Annotated in this window: 18 protein-coding genes; 9 read left to right on the top strand and 9 right to left on the bottom strand. The window is 69.4% G+C overall.

The window, feature by feature from the left end; genetic code table 11:
• The first annotated feature begins 360 nt into the window (after positions 1-360).
• The 4 genes from RM704_RS37700 to RM704_RS37715 all read left to right on the top strand — a co-directional run bounded on the left by RM704_RS37700 (position 361) and on the right by RM704_RS37715 (position 4,817).
• A complete protein-coding gene (locus tag RM704_RS37700) occupies positions 361-1,392 on the top strand; it encodes a M48 family metalloprotease (protein ID WP_311592389.1) in 1,032 nt (343 codons plus the stop codon).
• A gap of 18 nt (positions 1,393-1,410) precedes the next feature.
• On the top strand, positions 1,411-3,528 hold the full coding sequence (locus RM704_RS37705; protein WP_033524492.1) for a hypothetical protein: 2,118 nt from the start codon (positions 1,411-1,413) through the stop codon (positions 3,526-3,528).
• Positions 3,529-3,568: 40 nt separating this feature from the next.
• Positions 3,569-4,162 carry a hypothetical protein gene (locus RM704_RS37710; protein WP_033524491.1) on the top strand — a complete coding sequence of 198 codons (594 nt, stop codon included), beginning with the start codon at positions 3,569-3,571 and terminating at the stop codon, positions 4,160-4,162.
• 115 nt (positions 4,163-4,277) lie between these two features.
• On the top strand, positions 4,278-4,817 hold the full coding sequence (locus RM704_RS37715; RefSeq protein WP_311592395.1) for a hypothetical protein: 540 nt from the start codon (positions 4,278-4,280) through the stop codon (positions 4,815-4,817).
• Between the two features lie 25 nt (positions 4,818-4,842).
• Here RM704_RS37715 and RM704_RS37720 read toward each other — a convergent pair whose 3' ends face one another.
• The gene (locus RM704_RS37720) at positions 4,843-5,637 is read right to left on the bottom strand and encodes a hypothetical protein (RefSeq protein WP_311592397.1); all 795 of its coding nucleotides are present in this window, start codon (positions 5,635-5,637) and stop codon (positions 4,843-4,845) included.
• Between RM704_RS37720 and RM704_RS37725 the strand changes: the two genes are divergently transcribed.
• Complete coding sequence (locus RM704_RS37725; protein ID WP_192829530.1) at positions 5,630-6,046, top strand: hypothetical protein; 417 nt, start codon at positions 5,630-5,632, stop codon at positions 6,044-6,046. The two genes, RM704_RS37720 and RM704_RS37725, sit on opposite strands and share 8 nt — an antisense overlap.
• Positions 6,047-6,145: 99 nt before the next feature.
• Here the strand turns inward: RM704_RS37725 and RM704_RS37730 are convergent, their stop codons facing one another.
• Positions 6,146-6,403: a hypothetical protein gene (locus RM704_RS37730; protein WP_033524488.1), complete on the bottom strand. Its 258-nt coding sequence runs from the start codon at positions 6,401-6,403 to the stop codon at positions 6,146-6,148.
• Entirely contained in the window at positions 6,400-6,705 is a 306-nt protein-coding gene (locus RM704_RS37735; protein ID WP_033524487.1) for a hypothetical protein, read from the bottom strand. Before RM704_RS37735 ends, RM704_RS37730 begins: the two co-directional genes overlap by 4 nt.
• A 166-nt stretch (positions 6,706-6,871) precedes the next feature.
• Between RM704_RS37735 and RM704_RS37740 the strand changes: the two genes are divergently transcribed.
• Entirely contained in the window at positions 6,872-7,153 is a 282-nt protein-coding gene (locus RM704_RS37740; protein WP_033524756.1) for a GntR family transcriptional regulator, read from the top strand.
• Positions 7,154-7,169: 16 nt separating this feature from the next.
• On the opposite strand, the gene RM704_RS37745 is transcribed toward RM704_RS37740, so the two are convergent.
• A complete protein-coding gene (locus RM704_RS37745; RefSeq protein ID WP_033524486.1) occupies positions 7,170-7,742 on the bottom strand; it encodes a hypothetical protein in 573 nt (190 codons plus the stop codon).
• A 61-nt stretch (positions 7,743-7,803) separates the two neighbouring features.
• Here RM704_RS37745 and RM704_RS37750 point away from each other — a divergent pair, with 61 nt between their 5' ends.
• Positions 7,804-10,581, top strand: a complete 2,778-nt coding sequence (locus tag RM704_RS37750; RefSeq protein WP_157856626.1) for a hypothetical protein — start codon at positions 7,804-7,806, stop codon at positions 10,579-10,581.
• Positions 10,582-10,619: 38 nt separating this feature from the next.
• Here the strand turns inward: RM704_RS37750 and RM704_RS37755 are convergent, their stop codons facing one another.
• The gene (locus tag RM704_RS37755) at positions 10,620-11,210 is read right to left on the bottom strand and encodes a Uma2 family endonuclease (protein WP_311592400.1); all 591 of its coding nucleotides are present in this window, start codon (positions 11,208-11,210) and stop codon (positions 10,620-10,622) included.
• Between the two features lie 343 nt (positions 11,211-11,553).
• Here RM704_RS37755 and RM704_RS37760 point away from each other — a divergent pair, with 343 nt between their 5' ends.
• Positions 11,554-13,287: a fibronectin type III domain-containing protein gene (locus tag RM704_RS37760; protein WP_033524483.1), complete on the top strand. Its 1,734-nt coding sequence runs from the start codon at positions 11,554-11,556 to the stop codon at positions 13,285-13,287.
• 199 nt (positions 13,288-13,486) lie between these two features.
• Positions 13,487-15,550 (top strand): PA14 domain-containing protein, encoded by a 2,064-nt coding sequence (locus tag RM704_RS37765; RefSeq protein ID WP_052145750.1) that lies wholly within the window; start codon positions 13,487-13,489, stop codon positions 15,548-15,550.
• Positions 15,551-15,697: 147 nt separating this feature from the next.
• Here the strand turns inward: RM704_RS37765 and RM704_RS37770 are convergent, their stop codons facing one another.
• The 4 genes from RM704_RS37770 to dnaK all read right to left on the bottom strand — a co-directional run bounded on the left by RM704_RS37770 (position 15,698) and on the right by dnaK (position 19,934).
• Positions 15,698-16,150 carry a heat shock protein transcriptional repressor HspR gene (locus RM704_RS37770; RefSeq protein WP_033524754.1) on the bottom strand — a complete coding sequence of 151 codons (453 nt, stop codon included), beginning with the start codon at positions 16,148-16,150 and terminating at the stop codon, positions 15,698-15,700.
• 5 nt (positions 16,151-16,155) lie between these two features.
• Positions 16,156-17,334, bottom strand: coding sequence for a molecular chaperone DnaJ (gene dnaJ, locus RM704_RS37775; RefSeq protein ID WP_033524482.1), 1,179 nt, complete (start codon positions 17,332-17,334; stop codon positions 16,156-16,158).
• 69 nt (positions 17,335-17,403) lie between these two features.
• On the bottom strand, positions 17,404-18,090 hold the full coding sequence (gene grpE, locus RM704_RS37780; protein WP_033524481.1) for a nucleotide exchange factor GrpE: 687 nt from the start codon (positions 18,088-18,090) through the stop codon (positions 17,404-17,406).
• The gene (gene dnaK / locus RM704_RS37785) at positions 18,087-19,934 is read right to left on the bottom strand and encodes a molecular chaperone DnaK (protein WP_033524480.1); all 1,848 of its coding nucleotides are present in this window, start codon (positions 19,932-19,934) and stop codon (positions 18,087-18,089) included. Before dnaK ends, grpE begins: the two co-directional genes overlap by 4 nt.
• Between the last annotated feature and the right edge of the window lie 348 nt (positions 19,935-20,282).

Genomic DNA, 20,282 nt, shown 5'->3' on the forward strand with positions numbered 1-20,282 from the left:
CCCGGCCATCCGCCCCAGGGCGACTTCCCCCACGGCTACCCTCCCCCCGGCCAGCCGCACCAGGTGCCGCCCGCGTACCAGGCTCCGGATGCACCGCCTGCCATGCCGCCGTACGGTGCCCCGGCCCAGCCCCCGCAGGCGTACGCACCGGGCCCGGCCCACCCGCCTCCGGCGCAGCCGCCCTACCAAGGGGTTCCGCCCCAGCAGGCGGTGCCACCCCAGCAGTTCGCGCCACCGCCGTACCAGCAGCCTTCGTATCCGCCCCCGTACGCGCACCCGCACCCGCAGCCCCAACAGCCCTATCCAGCGCCCCATCAAGCGCCCCATCAAGCGCCTCAACAGCCGTACAGCACCCCGCAGATGTCACCCCAGGCACCCCAGGCACCCCACCACCCGCTGTACGCGGCTCCGCAGGCACCGCTTCCGCAGACGCCCCAGCCCGCGCACTTCGCACCGCCACCACCACCTGTGCCCGCCCCCGTCTCCACCACCCCCGGTGCCGAGTTCCCCGATGCCCACGCTCCGGTGGGCACCCCCGAGGTTCGCCGCGGAGCCGACTCCTCCTCCGTGACCACCCTGCTGCTCAACATCCCCCTCTTCCTGGGCAGCCTGCTGGTGATGTTCCTGATCTCGCTGTCCATGCCGAGCGGTGTGGACGTGGCGTTCGTCGTCGCGTGGCTCGCATCGGGTGCCCTGGTGTTCAACCGGCCGACCGAACGCGGCCTGGCGAGGCTGTACTTCAAGATGCGTGAACCCCTGGGCAGCGAGCTCGCCGTGCTCCAGCCGATCTGGTACGAGGTCACCCAACGGGCCGGCGTCGACGGGTCCAAGTACGACCTGTGGATGGAGGACACCGACGAGCTGAACGCCTCCGCCGCCGCGGGCCACATCGTCGGGGTCACGCGCGGCGCCATGCGCAGCCTCCCGCCCCAGCAACTGGCCGCCGTACTCGCCCACGAGCTGGGCCATCATGTCGGCGGCCACGCGTGGGCCGGGCTGCTCGGCCACTGGTACGCCGTGCCCGCCCGGCTCGTCATGAGCGCTCTGCGACTCGTGATCCGCGTCCTCGCGGCGATCTCCGAGGTGCTCGCGGGGCTCTTCGTGCTGTTCCTCGGCGTACTGGCCATCGCCCTGCTCTTCACCTTTCCGGCCGCGTTGGCCCTCTACGCCGTACCGTTCCTGCTCGCCTGGTCCGGGCGCCAGGGTGAGCTGCGGGCCGACCGGTTCGCGGGCCTGATCGGCTACGGTCCGCTCCTGGTCTCCGTGTTCACCGCGTGGCACGCGGCGGGAGCCGACGACGACCGCCGCAAGCAGCGAACGATGGCGCGCCTCATGTCCACACATCCGCCGCTGCACAAGCGCATACGCGCGATCGAGACCTTCGTCGCCTGACCGGCCTGGAGCCCTCCCATGACGATCGAGAACACCGAGGCCGGGCAGCTCGGCCCGTATCAAAGACTTTTCGACGCCGGCCAGCGCGTCGGTTGGACCTACCGCGACCCCGAGTCGCTCCGTCAGCCGTTCGTCGAAGCCGAGCCGCAGCGCACGGAGCTGGACGGCAGCTACGAGAACCGTGTGCAGGCCGCCAGGCTGGACCGCAAGGACCGCATCAGCTCCGCGCTGCGGATCGGCATCGTCGTCGCCGTGGTGTTCTACCTGATGAGCCTGCTCTTCACGGTGATGCTCACCATCGGCGGTGTCATCGTCGGCATCCTGGTGGTGCGCGCCCTCTACGCCTCGTTGCGGTACACCGCCGCCACCCGTGCCCGCACCGCCCAGACGAAGGCGCTGGAGGAACGTTTCCAGCAGGACTGGCAGTCGTGGCACCAACGCTGGACACTCCACGAGGCCCAGCAGACGCAGTGGATCGCCGGCCTGGACGCCTGGGGCGCGCTGCCCTTCGGAGCGGGCACCCGGCGGCTGGACGTCTTCGGCGGCAGCCAGCGCGGTCGCGAGGGCTTCCTCACGGTCTTCGGCGCTTCGACGCTGCCCCAGCGGCCGCTGATCGTGCTGGACCTGACCCAGGCCCTGGTGTGCCGTGAGCTGTCCGTGCTCGCCGAGGCGGGCGGCGTGCCCGTGGACGTGCAGCTGCTGCCCAGCCGTATGGCGGAGAGCGGCATCGTGAGCGGGCTCGCGCCGCACGAACTGGTGCAGGCCCTGGTCGAGGCCATCCACGGGGACAGCCCCGAGTCGGCCCGGGCCGATCGTGCCGTCTACACCCGGATCCTCACCCAACTGTGCGGCGCGCTGGACGAGGACGTGTCCCTGGCACGGCTCGGTGCCGGGCTGCGCGTCCTGGTGGGTGAGACCGATGACGCCAAGGCGCTGAGCAGGGAGGAGCGCAACCGCATCGCGGACGATCTGTTCAGCGACAAGAACAAGGACCAGATGCGGGACAGCCTCATCCGGCTGGCGTCCTTCGTGCACCCGCTGGAGCAGCTGGGAACGGCCCGTGAGGAGCGTGGGCCCGGCTATCTGACGTGCGTCGCGCTGGACTTCGGCGCGGGTTCGGCGAGCGCGGAACTGCTGGCCGACCTCGCCCTGCAGAGCGTGATGCGGCGGCTCTCCTCGTTCCAGGAGGAGGCCCCGTGCGTCGTGGTGATGCTCGGCGAGCAGGGCCTCCAGCGTCGTCACCTCGAACAACTGGCCCAGGTGTGTGAACGCCGGGGCGCCCAACTCACGTTCGTGCACTCGCATCTGCGGGATGCCGGCGAGGAGCTCATCGGCGGCGGAACGGTCGCCTTCATGCGGCTCGGCAACCACCAGGAAGCCACGGTCGCCGCCGACTTCCTGGGCCGCCACCACTCCTTCGTCCTGCACTCGCTGACGGACACCGAGGGCCGGACCGTCAACACCTCCGTCGCCAAGACGATCGGCTCCTCCGTCAGCCGCGGCACCACCACCAGCCACTCGGAGACGTACGGCCGGAACTGGGGCAGCAGCAGTTCCACGACCTACCAGGGCTGGTTCAACCCGCTCTCGACGTCGGACTCCACCAACTCCGGCGGCAGCTACAGCGAGACGACCGGCACCTCCACGAGCGTCACCCACACCACGAACGAGTCCACCACCCGTACGACCGGTGACAGCGACAGCACGAGCCTGGCGACCGGGCGGCAGCGCGTCTACGAGTACGCCCTCGAACCCACGCAGCTCCAGTCGCTCGCCGAGTTCAACCTGCTGGTGGTGGAACGGCAGCCCGGCGGCGCCGTCCAGGTGCACGCCGGCGACTGCAACCCCAACGTCGTCCTCCTGGACCGGGTGAGCACGCAGCCGCTGCCCCGCTTCGACACACCGCCGCAGTACATCCCCGCTCCCGCCATCACCGCCGACCAGGCGTATGTCGCTCCGCAGCAGCCGTATGCCCCCGTACAGACCCCCGTGGCGGCCCCACAGCCGTACACCGGGGCACCTCAGCAGCCGTACGCTCCGGCTGCCACCCAGGCCCAGTGGATGCCTCCGGTCCAGCCGCCCCAGCCGCCGAGCGGCTGGACACAGGGACCGCCGCCGAACTGGCCCGGTCAGTAGGTCGGATGGGAACCAGGCGCCGAAGGACGAGGTACACCTCATGGCCCACCTGATCGCCGGCCGCACCCCGCGGCAGGTGCTCGACGAATTGCTCGCGCTCAAGATCAGCGGCTGGCCCGGCCGCTGGTCCGCGATGCCGGAGGACGAGGAGGGCCTGAAGCAGTGGTACGGCGGCCTCAGTTGGGAGCCCCTCTGGCAGCACAACAACCGGCAGTACGTGCGTACGGCACCCGGGGGACGCTTCCGTTTCCTCCGCCGAGGAACCGGCAGGCAGCCGATCACCTCCATCAGCTCGACCATATGGGCGGTCCGCGGAGAGGCTCTCGACGAGAACCCACGTCTGCGCGAGCTGGCCTTCGAGCGTGCGCGGGCCTACGCGGATGCCATCACCGCAGAGTTGGGAACCGCCCAGGGGCAGGGCGCGGGGAACTCCCTCGACTTCCCCGTGGTTCCACAGCACCATCCCCGAAGCGGCACACCAAGGCCGCAACGCCTGGCGCTGTGGCACCTGGACGGCCTGGGATCACCGCTGATCGAACTCACCGTGTTGCTCGACATGGGCTCCGAGGAACGGCCTTATCGCGCGAACACGCGGATCGAACTGCACTGCCACCGCGCAGAGGATCACCGTTGACACAGACTTCGAGAATCTTCGCGAAGGTTTACGCGAAAGGTGACAGGTAGTGGCGACCGCGCGAGGTAATCGGACTCCCGCCCAACTGGCCGCAGATCTCCGGGCACTCGACCGTGTGCACTGGCCCACGGTCTGGGCAGGACCGCCCGCTCCGGGCCGCCCGCTGGAGGACTGGTGCACCCAGTTCGGCTGGAAGCCGCAGTCCGCCGAGTGGGTTCTGGATGTCACCGGTTCCACCGGCCAGGGCATGTGTCTCTACCCCGTCGCGGAGCGTGGTTGGGCGCCGGTGAAGCTCGTCAGCTGGACACCTTGGGCGCTGAGCGCCGACAACACCTCCGAGAACGACGCCGTCCTCGACCGGGCGGCCGACGCGTGGAGCGCCTTCGAAGCGGCCCTCCGGCCGATCCTCGGTGAGCCGGAGTTCTCGGGCGCCTGGGACGACCCCGACTTCCCCGAGCCCTGGCACGAGCACCACTGGCTCATGCCTCGCGATCTCCGGCTGGAGGACATGAGCCCCTACCGGATGACGATCTGGCGGGAGCGCCATCCCGAGGACCGCGTCACCGTGCTGGAAGTGGACCTGGGCCCCGCACTCGACCCAGGCGAACTGCGACACGCTTCGATCAACATCGAATGCCGCCCACCCGAGATCTGATCCGTACGACATCTCGGCGCAGCGGTCAGATGACGCGGGGTGTGGCCGGGCGCCAGATGCGCAGGTCGAGCTGCGCGGCTTCGCCCTCGTAGCTCCGCTCCAGGAATCCGCCCTGCATGAAGAGCCCGATGGCGGGAGCGGGCTCGCCCGCCGAGGGCCATATCGCCACCCAGCGGGTGTCGATAGGGAAGGGCAGGCCCTGGCTCCGGCTCTTCCACTCCTTCGGATACCCCGATCCGCGGGGGGAACCGCAGTACCCGGGTTCGCCCAGGATCTCGGTGGCGGCCGCCATGCAGTCCGTCCACAGGGTGTCGGCGGGGTCGAGCACGTTCCTGTGGTGACGGGACGAGGGCCTGGAGCTGATCCTCCAGAGCTTTGCCTCCAGCCAGTTCACACGAGCGGGGTAGCGGAGCACCGGGGGCAACCACAGCGAGAGGCCTTCCCCTGTGGTGACGGAGACGCACTGTGTTGTGTCGACGCCGGACACGGTCCAGCCGAGTCTCCGCGCCCAGCCCTCCAGTTCGTCGAGCGAGGCGAATGCCCGGTTCCACTGGTGGGCGCCGAAAATCACGTCCCAGTCCCAGGTCGAGACCGCTCTCAGTTGGGTGGCCACGTCCTGCCAGGTCATGTCCGGCTTGTCCGCCGGGTCAGGATCGCCGAAGATTCGCCGGGCCCCTGGAGCCGTTCCCCTGCGGGTGACGTCGACGACCTTCTCCACCTCGGCGTCGCTGTCGTCCAGGACGATACGCGCGGGGTCGTGCAGCTTCAGGTTGACGGAGTGTCGGCCGTAGATGTCGGCGAAAACCTCGACGTTGATCACTGCGGACCCGGGCTCCGGCGGATTCCAGACGGATCCCGAACTGGCCCAGCGAGCGGCGGAACTGGCCGTCGGCTGGGTCTCCGCCGCGTCCTCCCTGTCAAAGGACAGACAGGACCAGGGGTGGCAACTGGTCGCTCTGCAGCACTCCGGCTCCGGACACATGGAGATGTACGCCTGGGAGGCAGTCGAGACCTGGGAACGCCGACTGGCCGAGACGCTCGCGACGGCCGATGACTCCGCGGAAGGCCGCGCCCGAATCGCCAGGGCGAAGGAGGAGGCGGTCTCCCAGATGCGCGACATGCTCCTCTCCGGCATCCGCACAGCGGAACACCTCAACACCCGCCGAGAGGAAGCACACCAGGTCGACCCCCGCGCCGACCTACGACGCTTCATCAGCCGCAACGAATGAACGCGGAACGAGCACGGCGAGCGGTTGAGCGGTGGGCGCCCAGGAGGACCCTGACCACCCACCGCCGCTACAGCTCCCCGGCCGGGCAAGCTTCCCCCGTCACTCCCTCCCCACGGCCATGATGCCGACGCATTCTTCGAGCGCCGCGTACAGCACCGGCACGAAGGCGGCAAGCTCGGCGTCCGACGCCTTCCCCACCTCCAGCACGGCACCCACGACCGTCACCAGCACGGCGGCGGCCTTCAGTGCGTGTGTATCGGCGAGCGCTTCGAGTAGACCGCCGGGACGCGTGTCCGCGAGGGCCTCCCTGCCGGTCGCCGGGTCCACGCCGAGGCTGCGCAGTCGCGGCCTGCTCATACGGCGGCCTCCCACGGGCAGTCCTGCCCCATCGTCGCCAGAACGGCCGCCCGACGCCGTGCCCGCTGCAGGCGTCGACGATCGAGTTCATCCCGCTCCCGCTCCCAGACGACGACGTAGGGCCGGACGAGGGGCGACCCATCGACCCTGATCACGTCGCCCAGGAACGGACACGGGGGTGCGGGCCGGTGTGCGGGCACGGGCGGGCTGGAGAAGGCGAGGCTGGGCGGCGTTGCGACCGCCCGGTGCGTACCGCGAGCGGGCAGGAAAAGGCTCAGGATCGCGGCCAGTAGGCTGCGCATAGGTCGACTCCACTTCAGTCGGCTCAGCCCCGGCATGGAAGCTCTCACCCTTCCGGCCGGGGCGTTTCTCTGCACTCATCGTAGCGTCTTGTAGCGACTTGTATCGCTTCGTTACGAGACGTATCTCAAAGAGCGCCTATCAGTCCCCATGCATAGCGTCGATTCCATGAACCCTGACGCTGAGATCGATCACGGCGCGCCACTGACCCCGTACCGGCAACTGGCCGAGATCCTCCGTGCGCAGATTCAGCGCGGTGACTGGCAACCCGGGCGGATGCTGCCCAGCGAAGCCCAACTCGTGCAGCGGTACGGGATCGCCCGGACGACCGTGCGGCGAGGGCTCGGCCTCCTGGCCGACGAAGGCTGGGTGTACGCCGTACCCCAACGGGGGTGGTTCGTCACCGACCCACTGCCGCCCTCTCCTGAGATGCCCGCGTCCCCTGCCTAGCGAACAGTTCGGCGGGTCACTCCCCGGAGTCGGTGCCGCCGAGCCGGGGGCTGTGCTTGTCGATGTTGGCCAGGACCGCACGGGCATTCGCGATGTTCATCTCCAGGATCTCGCGCTCGAAGTCCCGCGGCTCGCGCCGGTAGCGGGCCTTGCCCACTTCGGAGACAAAGGCACTGGCCGGTACGGCATTCTCTCCCGGCGGGATGAACTTGGGGATCTCCTCGAATGCCGCAACGGTGTAGGCCACCGCACCGCGCATTTTGTGGTGCTCCGACTTCGGCGTGTTGAGGATCTGGATTCCAGCGGACTCGGAGATCCGGAAGGCGACCTCGGCGAATTCACCGGGGTCGATGATCTGAGACGGCTCCGCACCACCGAACGCTGGCGCGGGCGGCGGAGTGTCCGCTGACATCCGGAAAGCGAAGCGCCGCATCCTGCCGCACTGCCCGCACGCCCCCTCGTAGACCGCGACCAAGTCGTCCCCGTGCAGCTCCAACCGGTGTTGGCGGTCGAAGTCGCCCGACCCGCACTCACAGCGATGCAGGTCCATGTACAGATGTGCTTCGGCAGAGGAGCGCGCTGTCAACATGACATGATCCTAAGGGTTGTTCGGCGCATACATCGGCGCGGAGGCGGGGGAGGAACATCACGTGGACACGACGGTCACCGACACACGGTTGCGAGCCCAGCAGGCGGCGCTGATCGCAACGGTGAAACGTGAACTGCGCACGGTGACGTCCGTCGTGCTCGGAGACCGATTCGAAGCGATCGAAGAACAGATATCGGAGGACGGCAGAGAATACTTCACCCTGCAGGACACTCAGGGTGGTTCGGCCGACCTCTGGCTGGACGCCATTCCCATGACGTCGGGAATGATCGCCAACACGATGACGAATACGACGACGGATCAGTACGTCGTGCAGATATCCGACCGTCTGCCCAACGAATTCCTGACCCGCGTCCTCGCTCACGAGGTTGGCGAACTCATCGCAGTACGCGACCGCTCAAGCCAAGGCCTGGCACCTGTACGCGAGAATCTCCTCGGCCAGGAGCCCGACATCAGCGACCGGCATGAGTTGTCGAGCCGCGATCACGGACGCATCGCCGAACTGAACTGGCTCGCCGCCCGTGCCTCCGACGCGGAACTTCCGGCGCCACAGCGGGCCCAGGCACGTGCCGACCTCTCGGCTCTGATCGACCAATGCGGTTTGCGACCGGTGTCCGCACTGACCGAGACACAGCCGTATGAAGCCGAATCGGAAGCGGCCGAGACACGGCGCTATGTGTCACGGAACTACTTCTCCTACGAGGCCAAGCACCTCGTCGCCACCCTCGCCCACCCCATAGAACACCTTGACCCCACCGACGTCACCGCCCTCCAAGCCTCCCGAGACGCCGCCCTCCGCGCCGAGCGTCAGGTCGAGGCCTTCATCGGCCGCCGCGAAGTCACCATGCCCATGCCCGGCTACGACCAGAACGGCCTCCCCCTCCCCCGCGACCAGTTGAAGGCAGCCTCCGTGCAATGGGCCGAGCACCGCGCCCAGGTCAGCACCCGCACCGAGGAGGCCATCGAAGGGCAGTTGGCGAAGGGGGAGTTCCCCACCCGTCGCGTGGTGATCGGTGGCGGCGCGAGCCTGACCGGACGGGACCCGGACGCGCTGCTGATCGACGCGGCGGGCCGGTGGCACCTGGACCCCGGCCAGGGCATCGTGCAGTCGGCGGATCAGGACCGGGACCTCGCCCAGTGGATGGGAGTCGACCCGCACTCCACGGTCGAACACCCCGGGCACCGTCTGCCCATCGACGCCGTACGGATCTGGGAGGACCAACTCGCCACCCGGGGCGACGTCGTGAACGGCCACGCCCGCCTGCGGCTCGGCCGTAACGGCGAACTCCTCGCCGAGATCCAACGACCGGGCGAGGACGGCAAGGAAGCCCCGCCCCCACTGTGGGTCGCCTGCGACGGCCCGCCGAGCATCGCCACCGGTCTCACCCCCGAGGTCGTCCCCGGCATGCCCCGCGGGGAGGACGGTGTGGAGAGCCGCAGCGAGGCCGTGCGGCTGATCGCTGACCGGCTGGGGGAGTTGGAGGACGAGGGCCTGCCCCACGCGGGCGACCTGCGGACCTGGCTGACCGACGCCGAACGGGGCGGCACGGACGCCCGTACGGTCCTCGACGTCCTGAAGTCCTCACCGCTGATGGAGGCCCTCACCGTCGGCCTCGGCCCCGGCAAGGCCCGCATCGACAACTGCTTCGGCGCCCTCGCCGCGACGGGGAAGTGGGAGACGGCACGGGAGGAGGCACCGGGCCGGGCGCTGCTCGGCGACGAAGTCGCCGAGAACCGCTTCGACGCGCGGAAGACGAAGGACTGGGTCGTCGCGGGCTCCGGCGGCACCGGAGTCGCCAACGCCGAGATCATCCTCACGCAGAACCCGGACGCCCACGTCACGGTCATCGGCGCGCCTCCACCGTCGGCCCTGCGGCACCAGGTCCAGTTCCCGGCGATGGAGAAGGCGTACGGCGGGCCCGACGAGAAACGGCTGACCTTCATCACGGCGCGGCTGGGCGCCATCGAGACGTACTGGGACGAGGAGGCCGAGGAGACCCGCTTCCAAATCGCCTACGAGGAAGGGGAGGGCGAGAACATACAGCGGAAGGTGGTGCGGGCCGGCGGCTACGTCGCCAGCCTCGGCCGTACCAACCCGCTCCCGCCCGCCCTCCAGGTCCTCGCGAACGAGGTCCGGGACCGGAGCGGTGAGATCTCCGGCGACCTGCAGTTCGACAAGGACGACCAGTACATCGGCTACGGCCTCACCTTCACCGTCGACGGCAAGGAACACCGGGTCGACGTGGACGGCGCGGCCTCCTGGCAGCTGCCGCGCGAGATCTTCGCCCCGGAGTCGGGCCTCCAGCAGCAGTTGAACGAGATGGGCCTTCGAGGTCTGCCCTCCGAGACGGGCAACGCCGCTCCCGGCTTCGCCCCCGTCGCCCGCCAGAGCGCCCTGCGCGCACGGGCCGTGGCAGCAGCGCAGGCGGGCGACGAGAGCGCCGTACAACGGAGGTCGACCATCCCGGAACGCTGGCGCCGCCCGAACCTGGCTTCGGAATCGGCCGCGGAGACGAAAACGGCCGCGGAGACGGGGACGGAAACACTGGGCGGGGGCCCCGCGAGCGCCACCCCGCAGCAGAGGGAGGCACAGCAGCGGCAACAACCCCCCACCGCCGAACGGACCCCGAGCGCTCCCACCCCCGGCCGACCGGCATCCACCCCACCCACCCCCGACCGAGCCGCGCCCGACATCCCCCTCTGGGAAGTCGGCATGCGTCCACGCGGCACCTCCGGCGCGCCGCGCCCCACCACCCAGCAGCCCCAGCAACTGCCACCCGGCCACGAGCGCCCCGGCCCAGGGCTCGGCGTGGGCGACTGACGGGGTCGCCCGAGGACGTCACCGGGGCGGGCCGGAATTCAGCCCCGCTTCGCCCCCGTGATCGCCTCTCCGATGACGAAGCCCTTGGCAGGCCCTTCCGGGATGGCGACCTCCGTGCCGTAGGGGACACGGCGGATGTCGCTCCAGTCGGCCGCATCCGGGCGCGGCCCGGTGAAAAGCGTGACGGCGCCCTCACCGTCGTAGTCGTCGATGATGACGTACACCGGAATACCGGCGCGGGCGTATTCGCGCCGCTTCTTCACCCGGTCCCGGTCCTGGTTCCGCTTGCCCGGGGAGACGACTTCGACGACGAGGCGCACGGAGTCGGCGGTCACGCCCATGTCGTCCTCGTCGCGGCACGGCTCCGTGTCCTCCGGAGCGACGAAGGCGCCCGGGATCCACGCCCTGCGGTTGTGGATCACATTCATGTCCTGATAGCAGGCGTATTCGCCGCCGTCCAGGAACCTGTCCAGGGCCCGTCGCACTCGATTGGCGATCAGGCCGTGCGAACGGCGAGCGGTGGGCGACAACTCGATGGTTCCCTCAATGATCTCAGCGCGGTAGCCCTCGGGTGGGTCCATGGCCTTCCACACCTGCCACAAGGCCTCGTCCAAGCTGGGTCCGTTCACGACTTCAGTCCCTGCCTCGGACATGGTCTCGGGCCTCTCATGTGCAAGAGCGGTCAAGGTGACACCTCCTCCTCAAGTGTGGGCTGGGCGTACACGGGGCACAAGCAACGCCGCCACGCTAGGTGGCCACACAGGCTCACCTGCGAAAACGCCCTCGCTTCACTCGAACTGGTGACGCAGAAAACGGCTCCCGCCGCAGCCCCCGCCTCGAACCACCGCCCTCCGCGAACCACCCTCCCCCTGCCCCCTCCACCCCGTACAACCCTCCCCCCACCCCAACCGTCTGATCGTCGCCGGCGGTGTCCCCCGCCGACGACGATCGGCACCCCCTCTGAAGGACCCCATGACCTCAGTCAGACACTCGACGGCGGCCGCAGCCACCGTCGTCGTGTTCGCCGCCGCCGGCGGCCTGCTCACCGCGCACGTCACGACGGCGTCCGCCGCCGTGACGTGCGCCTCCCCCGCCTTCAAACGGCAGCTTTTCGCGAACACCACCTTCTCCGGCACCCCGAAGAAGACGGACTGCGACGCGAAGATCAGCGAGAACTGGGGCACCGGCGCCCCCGCCACCGGGCTACCAGCCAACAACTTCGGCGTCCGCTGGACCCTCACCCGCGACTTCGGCTCCGGCGGCCCCTTCACCCTCTCCACCTCCGGCCTCGACGGCATCCGCGTCCACCTCGACCCGGACACACCCGACGCCCGCAAGATCAACCTCTGGAAGAACGGCACCACGACCGTCTCCAAGACCCTCAACCTCACCATCCCCGCCGGCACACACACCCTCCGTGTCGACTACGTCAACTGGACCGGCTCCGCCAAGGTCAACTTCACGTACACGCCCCGCACCTCCGCCACCGTCGACAAGATCGCCCCGCTCCCCCCGACCGCCCCGACCGTGACGTACGACAAGACCACCGGCAAAGCCAAGCTGACCTGGGCGAAGAACAAGGAGATGGACCTAGCCGGCTACCGGGTTCTTCGTCGCCCCGCAACCAGTGACGGCTGGAAGAGGCTGACCGATACGGCAGCCGGCTCCGCCGCGTACACCGACGCCGCTCTGGCGAAGACCGGTGAGACGTACGTGTACGAGATCCGCGCGTACGACAAGGCCGGCAACGAGTCGGTCGGCAGCGCGGACCGGTCGGTCACGACGGTCGACCGGACCCCACCCCCCGTTCCCTCCCATGTCAAGGCGACCGATGGGCAGCCGGGGGTCACGCTGGCCTGGAACGCCGTGCCGGGCGCGGCGTACCACCTCGTCCACCGGCGCTGGGACGACGACGGCGGCGACAACCCCGTGGTCCAGGTGGCGAAGGTGACGTCCACCTCCTGGCTCGACACCACGGTGAAGGAGAACCTCGACTACAGCTACTGGGTCACCGCGGTCGACGAGGCAGGCAACAAGTCGGCGAAGTCGGCGGGCACCCCCGTCTCGCGGGGTGATCACGCCCCCTCCGCGCCCACCGGTCTGACCGCGACACCGCAACCGGCGGCCGGCATCGGGTTGACCTGGCAGGCTCCGAGGACTCCGATCGCCCAGGATCTGTCGCACTACCGGATCTACCGCGGCAACAGGCTCGTGGACACGGTGCGTTCCACGCAGACGTCGTTCATGGACTCCGGCGTTCGACACGGCCTTGCGTACACCTACACGGTGACCGCGGTCGACTTCGCCGAGAACGAGTCCGCCGCCTCGGCGTCGGCAACGGCCGTGGCTCCCACGGCCGGCCTCGGCCCGGCGGCCGTCACCGGCCTGACCGGGGCCATCGTCGGTCAGGATGTCGAGCTGACATGGCGAAGCAACCCCGAGGCGGACGAGGTGGACCACTATGACGTCTACCGGGGCCAACTCGTCGACGGCACCTGGCAGTACGAGCTGTGGAACTCCGTGGACGAGGGATCGACGGACCCCGATGAACCCCTGAGTTATGTCCAGGAGTTGTATGGCTCTCGCGGCGAGACCGTCCGCTGGGCGGTCGTCGCCGTGGACATCCATCGCAACTCCCGCTTCGACACCGGCGAGGAGTTCTCGTACGTCACCCTGACGGAACCGGTCGGCTCACCGGACGCGTAACGCGCGCTCCCTACGAACAGGCGGCCGATACCTGGGCACCCGGGGCCTTTGACCTCGTCCGGCACACACGCCCCACGGGCCCCGTACAACCAATCCCCCACCTCAGCTGTCTGATCGTCGGCGGTAGTGTCCCTGACCGCTGACGATCAGGCACCAGGCGTCCCACACAGGCACCGGCGCAGAAGGACCAAGGACCCAAGTGATCCCGAAAACCCCAGTCAGACGTACGGCCGGCGCGACCGCCGTCGTGCTCGCCACCGCTGGTGGACTGCTCGCCGCGACCGCCGCCCCCGCGTCCGCAGCCGTGACCTGCACCTCCCCCGTCTTCAAGCGACAGTTCTTCGCGAACACCACCTTCTCCGGCACCCCGAAGAAGACGGACTGCGACAGCGCGATCGACCAGAACTGGGGGACCGGCGCGCCCGCCACCGGGCTGCCGTCCAACAACTTCGGCGTCCGCTGGACCGTCACCCGGGACTTCGGGTCCGGCGGCCCGTTCACGCTCTCCGTCTCCGGCCTGGACGGGATCCGCGTCCATCTGGACCCGGGCACGACCGACGCCCGCAAGATCAACCTCTGGAAGAACGGCTCGACGACCGTCTCCAAGACGCTCAACCTCACCATCCCCTCCGGCAAGCACACCCTCCGCGTCGACTACGTCAACTGGACCGGCTCCGCCAAGGTCAAGTTCACGTACACCCCCCGCACCTCCGCCACCGTCGACACGGTCAAGCCCCTTGTCCCGGCCGGGGCTTCGGTGTCGTACGACTCGGAGACGGGCCAGGCCAAGCTGACCTGGGCGAAGAACAAGGAGATGGACCTCGCCGGGTACAAGGTCTACCGGCGACTCAAGGGCGCTTCGTTCGGCAGCACGCCGCTCGCGACGACCACCTCCACCTCGTACACCGACACCGGGCTGCCGAAGTCGGGCGCGGCGTACTACTACGAGGTCCGCGCCTACGACAAGGCGGGCAACAGGTCGGCGGGCACGGCCGGTCAACTGGTCACCACGGTGGACCGGATCCCGCCGACCGTCCGGGATCTGAAGGTCAGCGGTGAGTCCTCCCTCGACGGGGTGTCCCTCTGGTGGATGTCCGAGGGGGCCGAGACGAACCGGCTGCTGAGGGCAGCCTCGCCCGACGGGCCGTTCGAGGAGGTCAAGGGCCCCTGGGGCAACTCGGCGACCGATGCCACCGCCCCGTACGGGGAGACCTCGTACTACAAGGTCGCGGTGTCGGACGCGGCGGGCAATACCGCGTACTCGTCGGTGGTGTCGATCGCCAGGCCGCTCGCGGTGCCGTACCTCTGGAAGACGGAGAACCGGCCCGAGGACGGCGGCGGCGTCGATCTGCGCTGGGACGTGTCGCCGTACGCGCCGAGCGAGTTCCGGGTCCACCGCGAGGAGCGCCGCTTCGACGAGGCGACCGGGACCTTCGACGTCGTCGACTCCCAGGTGGTGCCCTGCGCACCGAAGCTCGCCGACACCGCCTACGGCACCAAGTACAGCTACACCTGCACCGACACCACGGTCGTGCCGAGCCCCGACGACGGGTTCTACGTGTACTGGGTGACGACCGTCGACGCGCTCGGCCGGGAGTCGGCCCCCTCGCAGACCATCTCCCACGGCTACGGCGACGGCACCGCCCCGCCGCTCGTCACCGGGTTCACGGCCACCGCCACCGAGTACGGCACGGTCCTGGACTGGGACGACAGCCCGGTCGCCGACCTCGCCGAGTACAACGTGTTCCGGCTCAGCACGGTGGACGACGGGACCGGGTACACGCATGTGGGCACGGTCAAGGCGGGCACCAGCCGGCTCGTCGACTCGGCGAACCTCCAGGACGGCGAGCACCACACGTACTTCGTGGACGCGGTGGACACCTCGGGCAACTCCAATTACACGTCGGCCGACAAGATGGTGTCCACGACCGTCACCGAGCTCGACCTGCGGCCCACCGTGGAGACCCCTGCGGACTGGCTGGTCGGTGTGAACGCACGGGCCGCCGACGGCGCGGCCGCGGTCGATCTCACCTGGGAGCTGTCCAGCTCGTACAACGGGACGGACATCACCGGCTACCGGGTGTACCGGTGGAACCCGGCCACCGCCGCCTACGAGCCCCTGACCGCCGACCCGGTCACCGGCACGTCGTACACCGACACCACGGCCGCCGCCGGCGCCACCCACTTCTACTGGGTGACCGCCCTCCACGCCGACGGCACCGAATCGGCCCCCGGCGACGCCTGGGTGGCCCTGGCCCCCTGAGCACGCGAGGTCCCCTCGCACGCTCCACGGACCCGAGGCCCCCAGCGATCCCACCCAGACATACGTCGTGCGACATCGGGCCGGGGCACAGCAGGGGCCCGGAAGTTCACCTGAACCTCCGGGCCCCTGCCCACACTTGACGAACCGTCAGTCGGCTGCCTGGCGCCCCTTCGGCCGCCACACCACCAACGCGCTACTCTGCTGCACTTCCTGGTACGGCACCAGGTCGCGCCGGTACGACGCGTGGACGGCGGCCTCGCGCTGGCGCATGGCCGCGGCGGCACCGTCGAGGGCCGCCTCCATCTCGGCCACCCGCGACTGGAGCGCGGCGACCTGGTTCTCCAGTTCGATGATGCGCTTGATGCCGGCCAGGTTGATGCCCTCGTCCTGCGACAACTGCTGGACGGTGCGCAGCAGTTCGATGTCACGGGCCGAGTAGCGACGTCCGCGCCCGGCGGTGCGGTCCGGGGAGACCAGGCCGAGACGGTCGTACTGGCGCAGGGTCTGCGGGTGCAGACCGGAGAGCTGGGCGGCCACCGAGATGACGTACACCGGTGTCTCTTCCGTCAGCTCATAAGGGTTCCTACGGCGGCCGTCCATCACATTCATGCTCCCTTCGCGGCCTGGAACAGCTCCGCTCGCGGGTCCTCACCCGCGGTCGCCTCGCGATACGCCTCCAGCGCGTCACGAGCCTTCCCCGACAGGTCCTTCGGGACACTCACCTCGACGGTGATCAACAGGTCCCCGCGGGTGCCGTCCTTGCGGAAGGCGCCCTTGCCCCGGGCCCGCATCGTACGGCCGTTGGGGGTGCCCGGAGGCAGTTTCAGGGTGACCGGCGGTCCGCCCAGGGTCGGGACCCGGACCTCTCCGCCGAGCGCCGCCTCGGGGTACGTCACCGGGACGGTCACCGTGAGGTTGTCGTCCTTGCGGCCGAACACCGGGTGCGGGTCGACGTGCACGACGACGTACAGGTCGCCCGCCGGGCCGCCCCGTTCGCCGGGGGCGCCCTTGCCGCGCAGCCGGATCCGCTGGCCGTCGGAGACGCCCGCCGGGATCCGGACCTGCATGGTGCGGGAGGACTTGGCGCGGCCGGAGCCCTTGCAGATGTCGCAGGGGTGCTCGGCGATCAGACCGCGGCCCTTGCAGTCCGGGCAGGGGTCCGTCAGGGAGAAGCCGCCGCCGGAGCCCCGCGCGACCTGGCCGGTGCCGACGCACGTCGGGCACACCCGGGGTGTGCCGTTGGCGTCGCCGGTGCCCGAACAGGCTTTACAGGGCGACTGCGAGGACATCCTGAGCGGTACGGTCGCGCCCTCGATGGCCTCGGTGAAGCTCAGCGTGACCTCGGACTCGATGTCCTGGCCGCGCCGGGGCTGCACCCGCGTGGTGCCGGAGCTGCCCCGGTTGAACAGGCCGCCGAAGACATCGCCGATGCCCCCGCCGAAGCCGCCCGCCTGGCCACCGCCCTGAGCGCCGCCGCCGAAGAGGTCGCCCAGGTCGAAGTTGAACGAGCCGCCGCCGGCGCCGGGGCCGGGGCGGAAGCCGCCGTTGCCGAAGAGGGCGCGGGCCTCGTCGTACTCCTTGCGCTTCTTGGGGTCACCGAGGATGTCGTTGGCCTCGGAGATCTCCTTGAAGCGCTCCTCGGCCTTGGTGTTCCCCTTGTTGGCGTCCGGGTGGTACTCGCGGGCGAGCTTGCGGTACGCCTTCTTGATCTCGGCCTCGGTGGCGTCCTTGGGGACGCCGAGGACCTTGTAGTAGTCCTTCTCGATGAAGTCCTTGGTACTCATCCGCGACGTCCCTCCTTCCGCTCACCGTGCACGCCGCCGCGCACCTCGCCGTGTACGACGCCGTCGGCGTCAGCCCTCGTCCGGGCCACCGCTCTCCTTGTCGTCGGCCGCCGCCGCCTGCTCCTCGGAGCCCTCGGCCTTGGCGGGCTGCGCCCCCGGCTGGGGCTCGGCCACGGCCACCCGCGCGGGGCGGATGGTGCGCTCGCCGATGCGATACCCCGGCTGGAGAATCGCCACGCACGTCGTCTCGGTGACGTCGGGCGCGTAGCTGTGCATCAGGGCCTCGTGGATCGTCGGGTCGAAGGGCTCGCCCTCCTTGCCGAACTGCTGCAGGCCCATCTTCGCGGCGACGGTCTCGAGGGACTCGGCGACGGACTTGAAGCCGCCGACGAGTTCGCCGTGCTCGCGCGCCCGGCCGATGTCGTCGAGCACGGGCAGGAGTTCGGTCAGGAGGTTCGCGATGGCGATCTCCTTGACCGTGATCCGGTCGCGCTCGACCCGGCGACGGTAGTTCTGGTACTCGGCCTGGAGGCGCTGGAGGTCCGCCGTGCGCTCACCGAGCGCCGTACGCACCTGGTCCAGCTGCGCCGTCAGACCGGCCACCTGGGCCGTCGCTGCCGCGTCCCCGGCCGGGGCCGCCCCCTCCTGGGGGGCGGCCTTCGACTCGGCGTCCTCGGAGCCGGAGGGGACATCAGGCTGCTGCGGCTGAGCCGACTGCGGCTGCTGCTCGTCGAAGCCCGGGGTCTCCTCCGTCACGCGGCACCGTCCTTACGGTCCTCGTCGACGATCTCGGCGTCGACGACGTCATCGTCGGCCTTGGCGTCACCGGCGCCGGCGCCGGCCTCGCCGCCCGCGGCCTGCGCGGCCTGGGCGTCGGCGTAGAGGGCCTGGCCGAGCTTCTGCGAGACGGCCGCGACCTTCTCGGTGGCCGTGCGGATCTCGGCGGTGTCCTCGCCCTTGAGCACTTCCTTCAGCTCGGCGACGGACGCCTCGACCTCGGTCTTGATGTCACCGGGGACCTTGTCCTCGTTGTCCTTGAGGAACTTCTCGGTCTGGTAGACGAGCTGCTCGCCCTGGTTGCGGGTCTCGGCGGCCTCGCGGCGGCGGTGGTCCTCCTCCGCGTACTGCTCGGCCTCCTGACGCATCCGGTCGACCTCGTCCTTCGGCAGCGAGGAGCCGCCGGTGACGGTCATCTTCTGCTCCTTGCCCGTGCCCAGGTCCTTCGCGGTCACGTGCATGATGCCGTTGGCGTCGATGTCGAAGGACACCTCGATCTGCGGGACGCCACGGGGCGCCGGCGGCAGACCGGTGAGCTCGAACATCCCGAGCTTCTTGTTGTACGCCGCGATCTCGCGCTCGCCCTGGTAGACCTGGATCTGCACGGACGGCTGGTTGTCCTCGGCGGTGGTGAAGATCTCGGACCGCTTGGTCGGGATCGTCGTGTTCCGCTCGATGAGCTTGGTCATGATGCCGCCCTTGGTCTCGATACCGAGGGACAGCGGGGTGACGTCGAGGAGCAGGACGTCCTTGACCTCGCCCTTCAGGACACCGGCCTGGAGGGAGGCACCGATGGCGACGACCTCGTCGGGGTTGACCCCCTTGTTGGCCTCCTTGCCACCGGTCAGTTCCTTGACCAGCTCGGCGACGGCCGGCATACGCGTCGAACCACCGACGAGAACGACGTGGTCGATCTCGGAGAGGGCGATCCCGGCGTCCTTGATGACGTTGTGGAACGGCGTCTTGCAGCGCTCCAGCAGGTCGGCCGTCAGCTGCTGGAACTGGGCGCGGGTGAGCTTCTCGTCCAGGTGCAGCGGACCCTCGGCGGAGGCGGTGATGTAGGGCAGGTTGATCGAGGTCTCCGTGGAGGAGGACAGCTCGATCTTCGCCTTCTCGGCGGCCTCGCGCAGACGCTGCAGCGCCATCTTGTCCTTGGCGAGGTCCACACCGTGGCCGGCGCGGAACTGCTGCACCAGGTAGTCGACGACGCGCTGGTCCCAGTCGTCACCACCGAGGTGGTTGTCACCGTTGGTGGCCTTCACCTCGACGACGCCGTCACCGATCTCCAGGAGCGACACGTCGAAGGTGCCGCCACCGAGGTCGAAGACCAGGATCGTCTGGTCGTCCTTGTCGAGGCCGTAGGCGAGGGCGGCGGCGGTGGGCTCGTTGACGATGCGCAGGACGTTCAGGCCCGCGATCTCACCGGCCTCCTTGGTCGCCTGACGCTCGGAGTCGTTGAAGTACGCCGGGACGGTGATGACCGCGTCCGCGACCTTCTCGCCCAGGTAGGCCTCGGCGTCGCGCTTCAGCTTCTGCAGGATGAAGGCGCTCATCTGCTGCGGGTTGAAGTGCTTCCCGTCGAGCTCGATCTTCCAGTCCGTGCCCATGTGACGCTTGACGGACCGGATGGTCCGGTCCACGTTCGTGACCGCCTGGCGCTTGGCTACCTCGCCGACGAGCACCTCACCGTTCTTGGCGAAGGCGACGACGGACGGCGTGGTCCTGGCGCCCTCTGCGTTGGTGATGACGGTGGGCTCGCCGCCTTCAAGAACGCTGACGACGGAGTTAGTCGTGCCCAGGTCGATGCCGACCGCACGTGCCATTTCAATTCCTCCAACAATGACTTGAGTGGAACGGACTCAAGTGTGCATGACGCCCACCGTTGGGTCAACAGAGCTGAGTCGATGAGGCTCAACTCTTATGTTTTCCTTATACGCAACCGTCCGCTGACCTGCACTTATACGACCGCAGCGGCGCCCATCGGGCTGCTCGCGCGTCACCGGAAGCGGGACGTGCGTCGGCGGCCCCGGGCCAGCCCGTCCCCTGAGCCCGCCCCCTTGACCCCCGGCTCCCCCTACCCCACCCACCCCCGCCGCCCCAGCTCCGCCGCCTCCTGTTCGCGGAAGCGGCCGGGGCGGGACAGGGGGCCGGGGGCGCGGCCTCCGGGGATG

Source organism: Streptomyces gottesmaniae (genome assembly GCF_031845845.1).
Taxonomy (GTDB): domain Bacteria; phylum Actinomycetota; class Actinomycetes; order Streptomycetales; family Streptomycetaceae; genus Streptomyces; species Streptomyces akebiae.